The sequence below is a fragment of the [Clostridium] aminophilum genome, assembly GCF_900101295.1.
GTDB classification, from domain to species: Bacteria; Bacillota; Clostridia; order Lachnospirales; family Lachnospiraceae; genus Clostridium_R; species Clostridium_R aminophilum_A.
Window position 1 is genome coordinate 1 of the sequence record NZ_FOIL01000003.1, and the last position, 12,752, is coordinate 12,752.

At 39.6% G+C, this 12,752-nt stretch carries 15 protein-coding genes; 10 read left to right on the plus strand and 5 right to left on the minus strand.

Annotation, left to right across the window (positions count from 1 at the left end; genetic code table 11):
* A partial coding sequence (locus tag BMW41_RS01255; protein ID WP_177171122.1) for a transposase occupies nt 1-241 on the minus strand: 241 nt, incomplete at its 3' end.
* Nucleotides 242-594: 353 nt separating this feature from the next.
* Here BMW41_RS01255 and BMW41_RS01260 point away from each other — a divergent pair.
* The 8 genes from BMW41_RS01260 (at nt 595) to BMW41_RS01295 (ending at nt 7,997) form a co-directional block, all read left to right on the plus strand.
* The gene (locus tag BMW41_RS01260) at nt 595-1,524 is read left to right on the plus strand and encodes a transglutaminase-like domain-containing protein (protein ID WP_074648165.1); all 930 of its coding nucleotides are present in this window, start codon (nt 595-597) and stop codon (nt 1,522-1,524) included.
* A gap of 314 nt (nt 1,525-1,838) precedes the next feature.
* Nucleotides 1,839-2,486, plus strand: a complete 648-nt coding sequence (locus BMW41_RS14480) for a hypothetical protein (RefSeq protein WP_074648167.1) — start codon at nt 1,839-1,841, stop codon at nt 2,484-2,486.
* The gene (locus BMW41_RS01270; protein ID WP_207646857.1) at nt 2,380-5,712 is read left to right on the plus strand and encodes an AAA domain-containing protein; all 3,333 of its coding nucleotides are present in this window, start codon (nt 2,380-2,382) and stop codon (nt 5,710-5,712) included. The genes BMW41_RS14480 and BMW41_RS01270 overlap by 107 nt, the downstream gene beginning before the upstream one ends.
* Before the next feature lie 9 nt (nt 5,713-5,721).
* Entirely contained in the window at nt 5,722-5,946 is a 225-nt protein-coding gene (locus BMW41_RS01275; protein ID WP_143050782.1) for a hypothetical protein, read from the plus strand.
* A gap of 185 nt (nt 5,947-6,131) precedes the next feature.
* Nucleotides 6,132-6,530, plus strand: a complete 399-nt coding sequence (locus BMW41_RS01280) for a MotA/TolQ/ExbB proton channel family protein (RefSeq protein ID WP_074648173.1) — start codon at nt 6,132-6,134, stop codon at nt 6,528-6,530.
* Nucleotides 6,531-6,544: 14 nt separating this feature from the next.
* Complete coding sequence (locus BMW41_RS01285) at nt 6,545-7,114, plus strand: hypothetical protein (RefSeq protein WP_074648175.1); 570 nt, start codon at nt 6,545-6,547, stop codon at nt 7,112-7,114.
* 3 nt (nt 7,115-7,117) lie between these two features.
* Complete coding sequence (locus BMW41_RS01290) at nt 7,118-7,597, plus strand: hypothetical protein (RefSeq protein WP_074648177.1); 480 nt, start codon at nt 7,118-7,120, stop codon at nt 7,595-7,597.
* The gene (locus BMW41_RS01295; RefSeq protein WP_074648179.1) at nt 7,581-7,997 is read left to right on the plus strand and encodes a hypothetical protein; all 417 of its coding nucleotides are present in this window, start codon (nt 7,581-7,583) and stop codon (nt 7,995-7,997) included. The genes BMW41_RS01290 and BMW41_RS01295 overlap by 17 nt, the downstream gene beginning before the upstream one ends.
* A 241-nt stretch (nt 7,998-8,238) precedes the next feature.
* Here BMW41_RS01295 and BMW41_RS01300 read toward each other — a convergent pair whose 3' ends face one another.
* The 4 genes from BMW41_RS01300 to BMW41_RS01315 all read right to left on the minus strand — a co-directional run bounded on the left by BMW41_RS01300 (nt 8,239) and on the right by BMW41_RS01315 (nt 11,518).
* Nucleotides 8,239-8,583, minus strand: a complete 345-nt coding sequence (locus tag BMW41_RS01300) for a hypothetical protein (RefSeq protein WP_074648181.1) — start codon at nt 8,581-8,583, stop codon at nt 8,239-8,241.
* A 17-nt stretch (nt 8,584-8,600) separates the two neighbouring features.
* Nucleotides 8,601-10,505 (minus strand): hypothetical protein, encoded by a 1,905-nt coding sequence (locus BMW41_RS01305; RefSeq protein WP_074648183.1) that lies wholly within the window; start codon nt 10,503-10,505, stop codon nt 8,601-8,603.
* A 12-nt stretch (nt 10,506-10,517) separates the two neighbouring features.
* Nucleotides 10,518-10,916 carry a hypothetical protein gene (locus BMW41_RS01310; protein ID WP_074648185.1) on the minus strand — a complete coding sequence of 133 codons (399 nt, stop codon included), beginning with the start codon at nt 10,914-10,916 and terminating at the stop codon, nt 10,518-10,520.
* A gap of 167 nt (nt 10,917-11,083) precedes the next feature.
* Nucleotides 11,084-11,518, minus strand: a complete 435-nt coding sequence (locus BMW41_RS01315) for a hypothetical protein (protein WP_074648187.1) — start codon at nt 11,516-11,518, stop codon at nt 11,084-11,086.
* A 240-nt stretch (nt 11,519-11,758) separates the two neighbouring features.
* On the opposite strand from BMW41_RS01315, the gene BMW41_RS01320 reads away from it, so the two are divergent.
* Together BMW41_RS01320 and BMW41_RS01325 are read left to right on the plus strand one after the other, a co-directional pair.
* Nucleotides 11,759-12,118: an HNH endonuclease gene (locus tag BMW41_RS01320; protein WP_074648365.1), complete on the plus strand. Its 360-nt coding sequence runs from the start codon at nt 11,759-11,761 to the stop codon at nt 12,116-12,118.
* 237 nt (nt 12,119-12,355) lie between these two features.
* On the plus strand, nt 12,356-12,733 hold the full coding sequence (locus tag BMW41_RS01325) for a helix-turn-helix domain-containing protein (protein WP_074648189.1): 378 nt from the start codon (nt 12,356-12,358) through the stop codon (nt 12,731-12,733).
* The last annotated feature ends 19 nt before the right edge of the window (nt 12,734-12,752 follow it).

The window sequence follows — 12,752 nt, forward strand, 5'->3', positions numbered from 1 at the left end:
TCCCCTTTAGTTTTGGAACCTTGAGTGTGACATCGCCGGACGTAGTCGTAAAATTTCTCTCATAATGCCCAGAGCGGTACCCTTTTCGATCACCGGAACGCTCGTATTTATCAGCATTTACAAGCTCATCGGCTTCGTGATCAAGCAATGCATTGAGGGTTTCCTCAACACTATTCCGTACCAGATCTTTCAGATTGTTCTTTATGAGATCTTCATTAAGCTGTATAATGTTATCAGACATAGCTATTGCCTCCTCGGTGGGTTTGGTGTGGTAACTTAATTTTACCGACGGCAATAGACTATGTCTATTTTTTATATGAAATTGAATTTGCGAAACTTATTATACGTTATCCAGCAGCATGAGGCGATAACGCTTCGTGCTGCTGTTTTTTGTGTGATGAGGATTTTGAGAAATTATAAAATTATCGCATAGAATCGGAATGTGATATTATGAGAATGAAAGCATTCGAAGAAATGGACAAGAGCAGATTCAAAGCAGCATAAGAATGGTGGACAGAGTGACTATCTCAGAAGAATCTGAGGGAAAGGAAAAGATCCGATCATCTATTTGATAAATGGATCAGATGTGATTGAATGGGTGTGTATGGCAGTCCTGAATTATTTCCATATCCGAAAAACGATAAGGAACCGCCTAAGCGGAAGTGGAAGGTACTGAAAATAATTCTATGGGCGGTTGTATTATATTTTCTGATTGACGTAGGCGGTAATGTTCTAAAAATATACAGGGAAAGGAAGGCCGCACAGCAGAATCGAAGTACGGTTTCCTATAGTAAGGAAGTCCAGACAAACAAAGTGTTAAAAAGCATTCAAAACGAGACGGGGAACAGTTCGAGTGGACAGCAGGCCGTTGATAATAATCTGAATGCTACGAAGAAGGCAGAAAAGGGATTGGCGGATGATAGGAAACCGGATCTGTCAAAAATTGATACAAGTAAAGTCGAGCCAAGAAAATATGAGTATAAGAGCTATGATGGACGACAAAACAGAGAATTAACACAGGAAAAATTTCCGGTCGGAGCAGCGGAATATTACCGTTCGTTAGATCGGTATTATAATGTTCAGGAATGGAAGAACTACATCGATGATCCGATGAACACAAAGATCTGTGAAGGATTGGCGAAAGCTTTTAGACAGAATGGGGATTCAGATTTTAAGGCTGTATGCGATGCGATCGCATTTGTGCAGTCCCTTGACTATATTCCAGATAATGATACGGAATATCCCAAATATCCAATAGAAACTCTAAATGATAAGGGGGGAGATTGTGAGGATAAATCCATTCTTCTTTGCGGCATCATTAAAGCGATGGGGTATGGATCTGCTTTGCTTATATATGATAATCACTGCGCAGTCGGAGTCCTGGGAACGAATCTCCAGGGAACGCATTTCGAGAAAGATGGTAAAAACTACTATTACATTGAAACCTCTCAATACGGATGGCGTATTGGGATTTTGCCGGAGCAATATGCGAAACAGGGGGCAAGGGTACTTACGATTGATTAAGGGATGTAGTGATTAAACCCAGGAGAGCAGTAGACGTGGACAGCATCATGAGGTGATAATGCTTCGTGGTGCTGTTTTTTGGGTTGTGATTTCAATAAAGAAGACGCCTGCCGAGTAAGTTATCTCTGCGTCGTAGGGAACCATGCCAAAAGGGAGCGGGAATGGGAGAATCAGCAACCGTCAAATGAGATCGGATGGATTGGTAATGATTACAGATGTATAATATATGTGAAATTAATACTGCTTTCGGACTTTAATTCAACCGCGGAACCAAATTCTGAATCTATTTCTAAGTGAAAAAACTGGGAGGAGTTATGGATAGATTGCCAGATACACCATGGCATATTGGATACACCAAAAAAGATGAAGATGATCCTAGACGGCATAAATCACGTTGTATCCATAATGCAAATGGAGAGTGTGTGAGTCCACGCTCAAAATATTACATGGATGCTTGTGGAGGATCTAGTCATTGTGGTGAGTATGCTGAAACGGAAGCTGCCTATAAAAAGCTGTTGAAGAATCGAAAGACAGCGGATGAAATTGAGCGTGATAGTATTGAGAAATATAAGGAAAGCCTCACGGCTGAAAAGAGAAAGCTTGCTAAGGCAGACAAAGCTATAAGCCATAAACAGACATCAGATTTATTCAAGTGTTTGGTATGTAATGAAGGGCTAAATAGAATAAAAAAATCTCTGAAAAAATGTCCATTCTGTGGAATGTATTATGTCAATATTGAAGAATCGACGGAGCCTGAAATACTTGATATTGTCAAGGCAGATGATGTGTTCTTAATGCATATACAAAGAAAAACGGAGAAGAAAAACATTCCCCAATATTATGTTCATGATGCTTATGGAATATGCAAATTTATGGATGAGAAAGGTAAATGTAACTATTCCAAGGCGAAAAAATTCAGAAAATCATGCCCACAGAGGAATTGTAAATGCTTTAAGACATGAAGGACAAAAGTGGATAAAAGAAATCAGCGGGGATATATTTTTTGGTTTCAGATGGGACTCTGAACCGGATTTGGATCAAGGATGGAGTTTTGTAGCAATGAGTGGGGTAAAGGAAAAGAATTTTGATAACTGTTCTTTTAAGATAACGCTTCCGAGGATTACTGTATTTGACGGAGTCGCGAAGGTGAATTTTAAAATCATGTCGCAAAAAGGTAAAGAATCGGATGTGATTTTGAATGAGATTTACTTAGTTGATAAGTTAGAACGCAAGTATGACAAGTATTATACAGGTTTTTGTAAACTGAAAGAAAAGGCACATAAGGAATTTAGTGTTGATGTGCCGATCAAGGGAAGAGAATTCCTAGCTGCGCAAGCTTATGCTTTTTTCTATTTTCTTTCTAGCGATGGGTATAGATATGAGATAGGGTATTCCTTTAATAGAGAGTCAGGAGAAAAACTTGACTATGTGATGAGGAGTCGATTAAGCCAGGAGGAATTTGACCGTATTGAAAATAATATCGAGATAGAAAAGAAAAAAACAGAGCACAGTATCGTATTGATAGAGCCCGATGATCCGGAAACGATAAGAATTCCGGAGATTGAGGAATACAGAAAAGCAACCCTTCAAGAGATGACGTTTCTTCAGAATGAAGGCGGACGAAAATATAAACTCAGTAATGGACAGCGAATTTCAGATTCGAACGGCCATTACACGTATAGTTTTGAAATGGAAGCTGAATTGTATATTTCGGATGATGCTCCGATTTCTCTGAACGTAGGAATAGATAAAGCTTCGGGAACGGTTTTGGTATGTGAAGGCTTCCAGATCATTGTTATAGTTGATCGAGATTTCGGAAAACAAGTCGGTCAGGCACTCATGAGTGTTGAACCATGGAAACTGCTAGAAGCCTTGGCGAAGAAAATGGAAAAGGCCAGTAGGAATAGACTGGCGATGATGATTATTCGGAGCGGTCCTAAGATGGCCACCGATGATCCTGCCGTTAAGATCCCGAAGGGACAGATGGAGGCTATGAACGCTGTCCAGAGAAATGACATAACTGTTATTTGGGGACCGCCGGGAACCGGAAAAACATATACTATGGCACAGATTGCCAAGGAAGCAGTGAAGAAAGGTAAGTCTGTTCTAGCTGTATCTCACAGTAACGTATCCGTGGATGGGGTAGTGAAGCAAACGGTTGCGATTCTCAGAGAGGAAAAGATGGAATCGCTGCTACATAGTGGGAAAGTGCTTCGATATGGATTTGTCCGAGATGAGGTATTGTCACAGGATGAGTGTGCTTCGGCATTTAATTATGCATTGATGAAGAATTCGGGTCTAAAGCACCGGATGGATCGGCTCTCGAAACAGAAGAATGAGCTGATTGCGAAGGGAAATGCGTTTTCGAGGGAGAGAGATCTGATCGAAAAAGATCTTAAGGCTCTGCGGGCAGAGGTTAGAAATGCAGAACGCGAATATGTAAGATATGCGAATTTTGTGGCAACAACAATATCTAAGGTGACGATCGATCCATTGTTCGAAGAAATGAAATTCGATCTTGTGATGTTTGATGAGGTCAGTATGGCCTATGTTCCGCAGATCATTTGCGCTTCGATGTATTCGAAAGAAAAAGTAGTACTGGTCGGAGATTTCCGTCAGCTGCCTCCAATTGCTCAATCCGGAGCAAAACAAGTCTTGGAAACGGATATTTTTTCATATTTGGGAATGGTAAAAGGGTCAAAGGTATGTGCGCATCCCTGGCTTGTAATGCTGAATGAGCAGAGACGTATGCATCCGTTGATCTCTGCATTTCCAAACAAGTATATTTATGGGAGCCTGCTTGTAGACCATCCAAGCGTATCAACGAGCCGACAGGAGGTGGTTGGCAGAAATCCATTTGAAGGAAAGGCGATAAATCTGATCAATCTTTCCGGTGCATATGCGTCAGCGATGAAGAATAGCGATAATTCGCGCTTTAACATCTTAAGTGCGATTGTTTCTTTCCAAACTGCGATTAAAGCAGAACGAAATGGGGAGAAGAGTGTTGGAATCATCACTCCATACGCAGCGCAGACACGTCTTATTCGAGCAATGATTCAGGATTATCGGAAGGCCAACCAAACGGATATCGTATGTTCCACTGTTCACCAGTTCCAGGGATCCGAAAGAAATCTGATTATTTTTGATGCGGTTGAAAGTTACCCTGCATCAAAGGTTGGTTGGCTGATGGGAAAAGAGGTAGATTCGGTTAATCGACTAATCAATGTTGCATTGACAAGGGCGAAAGGAAAACTGATCATCGTATCCTATGTCAAATTCTGGGAAATGAAATATGGAACATCCCAGCATATTTTTTGGAATCTGCTAAAATATTTGATGCAGTCAGGAAATGAGATATCGGTCAAGAATAAAACCCTTGCGTCATATGTAGCAGAGCTTCCTGAAACAAAGAATATCATCAATTATAGGGATTTTGATATTGCAGTTGAGGCATTCCAAAAAGACGCTGAAAGAGCAAAGCAAGAGATCATTATTTCTCTTCCGGATGGCGAACTCGATGCAGAGACTCAAGGGCGTATTTTAAGTATCATCGATATCGCAAAAAAGAATAATATTCGGGTCCTTTGTAAAACGAAGGATTATGAGAATCTCCCGGAAGATTGGAAACGGATTGCATGGGCGTCAGAAAATGCAGCGTTTCCGATGATCGTCATAGATGAAAAGATCGCATGGTATGGTCTTCCGAAATCCAGAGGGTGTTTTCGGGATAAAAATAGCACGTTTTCAACAGTTGTCCCGACATACTATCGAGTAAAAGGCGAACATACCATTGAAATGATCAGGGCATTTTCGGGTTTGGACTATCGAGAAATCGATGGGCAGAGAAAAACATTTCTTGAAAAAAGCAATAATGAGACCATTGATCCGAATGACAAGGGAACTGGATCCGGAGGCTTGGATGCCTTTGTGCGAAAAAAAGAAAAATGTTCAGTCTGCAAGCATCCAATGATGCTGGCCAGAGGAAAGACAGGAAAATTCTATTTGAAGTGTTCATCTGCTTCCTGCAAAGAGACGGCTTTACTTACTTCGGATCTTATCAATTGGTATATCGATGTGGAAAATGTCACTTGCCCTATGCATCGATGCGGGATTCATGCTGCGGTTGGTCCGTATGGAATCTATATCAAATGCGAGCAGGGGCATTATATTAAACCCGGTGAGATTTGATGTGTTAGGATGCTTAATTTGGAAGGAGAGCGCATGTGCGGCAGATATTATATTAAGGAATCCGCGGAAATGGATGAGATCATTCGCCTCATGAATGCGTCTCCGCTTAAATTGGCCTTGGAAAAGAGGGAGTTAGGCGTTCGGACATATGGAGAACGTTTTCCGTCGGAAGTTGTACCGGCGGAGCAATTTGTCGGTCAGGCGCTCACGGAGATGGTATTTGAAAAGGCGTAAAACATAATGAAACTGAAAGAAGTTTAATGCGACTGTTCAGATGAATCAAACCTAATAACGCTTCGGAAATGCGCAATGAATCCTGTGGCTTTCAGTAAAATGCTGATGGCTACGGGATTTTTGTGTGAGTATGATTAAAAAGTGTTATACTCAAATAAGGTTTATATAATTATGGAGGAATTGTCATGGTAGAAGCATGGGGAAAACTAACGAGTAGTCTTTTACAAAGCGATTGGTTAATTTCTTTAGCGGCACTTATTGAATTTGGCTTTTTTATAGTTTTATGTGCAAAATTGCGCTGGTTTAAAGACTCTAAGGTGAAAATAACCTCCATTGTTTACACATTATTCTTGACAACACTTTCGTGTTTCCCTTTATTAGGGATGTTAGGCACAGTTATGGGATTACTTGGTTTGGACCTTGCATCTGGAGATATGGAAAACATAAAAAATAATTTTTTTATAGCGTTAACGTCGACAGCCTGGGGAATAATCTTTTCTTTAATATTTAAATTTGGAAATGCATTTATAGCAGATAGGATTGAGGTAGTAATCAATAAAGAAAAACAAGAGTATAGCAAATAAATGGATGGCTTGATATGAAGCGAGATGTAATACTTGATTTTACTTCGTTGTTGGATGTAACTCTGATCATTATTTTCTTCTTTGTTTTGTTTAGTACGCTTGATGCTCAGAATGACAAGGAAAAAGTCAGAAATGCGGTGAATGAAGCAAATGCTGCAAAGGTTGAGGCTGAAGAAATAACAGAACAGATGAAGAAATCCATAGAGTTAATTAGTTCAACGAATGAGAAAGAGAATAAAAAGGGAATCATCGATTTCAAAAATGGAGATAACATAAAACTCATTGTAGATATTGGTGAAGAAAAAGACTCTGACGGACATAATAAATGGGATGTCAGACTCCTTCGTTCCGATACGGTTGTAGGGAAGTTATCGGGTGACGATGATTTTGAAAAACAGTTGCAAGAGAGCATGAAACATTCTGGCTATGAAAAAAACGATACAATTTTGTGTGATGTAATATTGAATATGGACATGAGTGGTTCAAATCGTGCATATAGAAGAATTGAAAAAGGTCTGAATCAGTTGCAATCGACGTTTCCACATTTGTATTTCTCAGTTACTGATGTTAGTTTAGGAGCATAAAAAATGGGTAAGTTATTACTTGGTTTGGGAAAACTGTTAATGTCCCCGTTTGGGTTATTAATAAGACTTGTCAAAATAAGCCTTCCTCTTTTTTTGATTGGTTTAGTTATTTTGGCCATTCTACATTTCGGCTTTGGAATTGGTTTGGGAAATGGATTTGGTGCCGGAAAAGGAAACGGCGTATCTGAGATTGTAGCCGAGTCAAATGAATCTTCTGTGGCAATGGAATCCACCGTTGATCAGGATAATGAAGAACCGAAAGAAACTAAAGCCAAAGTAGAAAACATTGAAGTGACTGTCAACGGAAATGAGTTTTGGTATCAGAATAATAGAGTTTCCGTAGAAGAACTCATCAAACTGATTGAAACGAAGAAAACGGATATTGTGGTACAGATTTCCGATGATAACGCGTCACGCAATGCTTATAGCAATATCATTAATTCGTTAAGAGAGGCCCATATACCTTATGAAGAAAAGAACTAAACTAGCTTTATCTGGAGCGATTATACTGATTTGTGTATTGAATACAGGATGCTTTTGGAAGAAGGAAGATCTTGCGGCAGCTTCCGATACTGCTATCGCACAAATGGAATCGGCTGAAATTCCATCAGAAGAAAGTCAAGAACAGGAAACCACGGACGGCGGCGGTAATGAATACGAATCCACAGCTGAAGCGCAGATTATTGAGCTGAATGTTCTGGTAGATGGGGAGACGTATATTTGTAACAACGCGCCGATTTCTTTGGAACAACTGAAGGATAGTATTCTAAAACGAGACAAAAACGTCTCGGTAATAATATCGGATCATAATGCAACAAGAAACGCATATAAAAAACTTATTTCTTTAGCGGAAGAACTTGAAATCAAATACGTTGAAAGGTAGAGAGTTCCAAAAACTATAGTGGGTCAGTTCGGTCTGGAACCATCTGAAGCCGGAGGAAAACTCAGTTCAGAAAGAATGCATAGGAATGGCCACAGCATGAAGTATGATATGTTTCATGCTGTGGCTTTATGCATGCTATTGGATCTTTTATGCAGGTAACGAGGAATGAGATTATCAAAATATCTGCATTTGAAGATTTTGGCTGTATCCCAGAACTCGTTTCGTAGTTGATATCTTCCGGTTATTTTTTTACATATTTTGAGACTTTTTTAATCACTTTTTCAATTGCTTTCTCGGCGGTATGCTGACTAATAAGTCCTTCCTTTGCGAAGCCTAACAGAAACAATTCACTTTCTTTCAATTGTACCGCGACAACTGCACTATTTTTGTTTGCTATACCAGCTGGAACATTAACCACATATGAATTGGCATCAAAATCCTCATCAAGGATTGTTCCCAGTCCAATTAGACTATCACGTAGAGCCGCAAAACTCATGTTTTCAATGTAAACACTTTTTTCATTCAGTTCTTTTTCCTTGACTGGAATAAACTCCTTCATTTTCTTTATGAGTATCTTCTTGTCCATGTCAAACCTCCTTATCTTTAGTAAGCAGGCACAGGATTATTATCAGACTCAACGGCATCTGAAATATCTTCCAAAACCGATCTAAGACAGATTGCCATCTGCTCATCACTTACAGTCGCAATATGTTTACGTTTTTTCGTTTCACTTTCGATAATAGGCACGAGAAGATTTCGCGCGAATTGGTGCCTATCACTACTTGCAAACATATCTTTTAACAAGCTTCCATCAAGTTTGTCACTAAGTCTATCCACCGTTTTTTCCGCTTCTTTTTGTAATAATAGATAATCCGTGGAAAGTGTTCCAAATTCCTGTTGGATTATTCGAACCATTTCCTCCGCATCATCCTCAATAAATGTTCCTAAAACCGTATCGCTTAATTTGCCAGCACCAGCACCGACCACCATAGAACCAATTAATCCTCCGACAATCGTTCCTACTCCAGGTAATATGGCGGATCCTACAGCTGCACCGCCAAGCCATCCTGCTGTTCCTCCGCCTACTGTCGATGCAGTATTTGTTAAGTTTTTAAACAATTGTTTGCCTGAAATTCTTCCCTGAAAAATGTTAACAACATCAAACGAAGAAAGCACAACAACCGTCACACTAGCGGTTATAACATTTCCCCGCAGAAGTTTTGACGCACTTTTCATAGCGGCGGCCCCGTATATATTGCTACCATTTCGAAAAGCATTAATTAGAATTGCTGACGCTTTAGGCCCCATAAAAGCGACAACAGCCTCAGAACTGCCTACTAATGCGCTATTTAATCCTGCTTTTGATAACTGTCCTGCAATTATCGTCGTAATAAATGCCGTTCCGCCAACTTTTAGGCCTGAATAAGTAGCAAGTTTTAAGGACTTATCAAAATCCTCACCATTCCAAAGATTTGATGCGAGAGTTATTATAGCAGTAACTCCAAAAGCAGATGTCGCTATGATTGCACCATTAACCGCATCATATGTCAACGATTCGACCGTGCCAGCTTTAGCAATATTCTTTGCTTGTTCATAAGTGAAATGACCTCTTCGAACTATGTTCTTTGCTTCTTCTGGATCCGTTACTCCTGGGATTTTACCTTGGCGGATTTTCTCTTCCATCGCCTGAACTGCAGCATCATATTTGTCAGACGGGACTTCTATTTGCATTGGTTTCCCATTATTCAAATATCTGAAATTACCATTTTCATCGAAGCACTCATTGATACACTTACTACCAGTCTGACAGTATTTTGATTGAATCATTACGCCATCAACAATACGGTCAGCTCCGTTCTTGACATTGTCATCACCGACGATTCTAGCATCATGTCCTGTTAGCTTGTCGTATAAATTGTTGGCTCTCTCAGCAGCAAATCCATGTCCTTGCGCAGAGTGAAACCGTTCTTCATCGAAGGATTTGTTAACTTGACTATATGCACCTGCAGAAACTCCTCCGGCAATGGCGCCTTCTACTTTGGCATCTGCATACTGAATAGAAGCAGTTTTGCTGGACGGGCCATTGATTAGTTTCAACATCTCATCAAAAAAGTCCTTAAGAGGCTTTTTGTTCAAAAATGAATCCTCCCATGCTACAGTGGTCCCATCATACAAATGGAATACAAGCCGGTTTTTGCAATCTTTTGTATTATGTCCTTCCACACTAACTGATTCAATATCGTCATACCACAACTTTTTAGGCTTCTCGAACATTGTAAGATAATACACTTGTGTGTCAGTAAAAATGTATCCTTCCTTTCCGATATTCATAACAGTAGTATCGTAGAAGCCAATAATTTTAGTTCGATCAAGGCCATTAGCCCATTTCTTGATGGCATTATCGATTATTTTTGAAGGAATATCTCCCTTGATATGAAAAGGAAAACTTGTTTTGATGTCGCTTGCATACTTTCTCATCAATGCTATCTTTTCTTGATGTTGATCCATAGGGCAGCCTCCTTACTTTATATAGTCTGCACATCTCTCATAGACGTTCTTCATATCTGCAATGATAGAAAACGCCAAATCAATATCTGCATCTGTCATTCCAAGGATTTCTGCCAGTTTTTTTACTAATCTCTTTTCACCTTCATGGTAAACATTATCAGCCATAATTGTGCCAACCAACTCAAGAAATACAATTTTGCGTTCTTGAAGTGTTAATTTTTTGAGACCATCAAAGACCTCACTTTGAGTCATGTCAACATCGTAATTGTTGTTGTCGATATGCATTTCCATACAATGAGCATCAATAATTAATTTTTCTGCATCCGAAAAATCGCTGTCAACCTTAGAGAGATAAATCTCAAGGTTTAAGAATAAATGTTTTTTTTCACTGTTGAGCATTGATAAATACATACTATCCCTCCTTTTTTATATCAGCGAGTTATATCACTTTTTTAATATGGTCCTGTGATACTATTATACTGGATTTAGAGAAAAGAGCAGAGCCTCGAGGAATGTGAGTCCTTCGGGGCTTTGTAAATAAGAGCCCCTGAAAATTCCAAGAGCTCTTAAGAGAGACTTTACTGCGCTGGTGCAAATCTGGAGAATTCGTTGAGATCTTTGAGACGCATGATCTCACCTCGCCAATTAACAAGTTCATTTGCATCTGAATAGCTACCGTCTCCGTTCTTATAACATGTGGTATAAGTTCTACCACTCGGATACATTACAATTGCTCTATGAAACCCATAACTCTTAGTCTTCATAGATTGATCATAAGAAATAGCTACAACCTTATCCTGGCTATGATCGTTTTCGTTATCAAGCCAATAAATCTGGAGATCATCATCACCGCTTTTTAGAATCTGATTACAATAATTGGAGAATGCGTTTCGCCACTCCTGATTGTAATAGCACTCTTCGTTTGTGCTACCATAAACTCCTGCAAATGAAACCATACTCATAGACAGCACCATTGCAACAATCATTGCCAGTAACCATTTGATTTTTTTCATAACATGTTCCTCCTTTTGAGAATACAAAATGATAAATAGCCTGGAGTGATGAATGATCGACCAAAAGTCGTTCTAAACTAAAATGCTTAACATCATCTCCAACTATAGGTCCTGTATTATTCGCGATATTGAGATAGGAAATAAAAGGATTTCCTAATTACGTTTGTAAAAGTATTTCTTACTACATGATACACCTTAAAATTAAAAAAGAGTGTGGGATTTTTTATGGAAAAAAACTTTATTCCAAGAAAACCCAAACATCCGTGTGCCTATCCGGGATGTACACTTCTTATGGATGGACGATACTGTGAGAAACATGCGCATCAGGCAAACAGCGAATATGAAAAGTATGGCAGAGATAGAAACACGAAGCGAAGATATGGTCGTGCCTGGAAACGGATCCGCGACAAGTATGCGGCGGAGCATCCGTTCTGTGAGCTGTGCTTTGCACGTGGATTGATCGTTCCGGTGGAGGAGATTCATCATAAGCTCCCACTTAGTGAAGGCGGCACTCACGATCGGAGCAACCTGATCGCGCTGTGTAAGTCCTGCCACTCACAGATTCATGCGAGGCGCGGTGATCGTTGGCATGACCGGTAGGGGAGAAGAAATCTCTACAGCCAAATCTCATCCAGAACGGCGTGTAGCTCAAATGTGCAAAATCGCGAAATGGATGAGGAGTACCAAACGATGACTTGAAACTTCAATATAGTAACTTAAATAGTTACTTTATTTAAAAACACAGATTAGTGGTAAATGAAATGTTGGCTATATCTGTGCTGTACTATACAATACAAGTGGATAAGTGGATGCTTATCATGAAAGGAGGCAGGGATAATGGTTGATATGAATGCAATAATAGCAAGTAATATACTTGAGCTTCTGAAAACACAGAACAAGAAACAGACCGATCTTGCAGATGCAATCGGAACAAATAAACAGACGGTGAATAAGATGCTTAACGGTACACGTATGATTAATGCTGTTGAGCTTAAGTCCATAGCGAATTACCTTGGAGTTAGGATGGAAGAACTTACAAGAATAACAACCACGCATGCCGATACGAATATTGTTCATGCATTTATGGGAAATGTACAATTTGAGCAGGCTAAGCAGGCGCTGCAACTGGCGGACGAACTATCGGATATGATTCTGTTTCATAAAAGAGTTCGTGAAAATGGTACTGCTATGATGGCAGCTTGGGAGGAAACTTGAGATACAAACAATAAATACA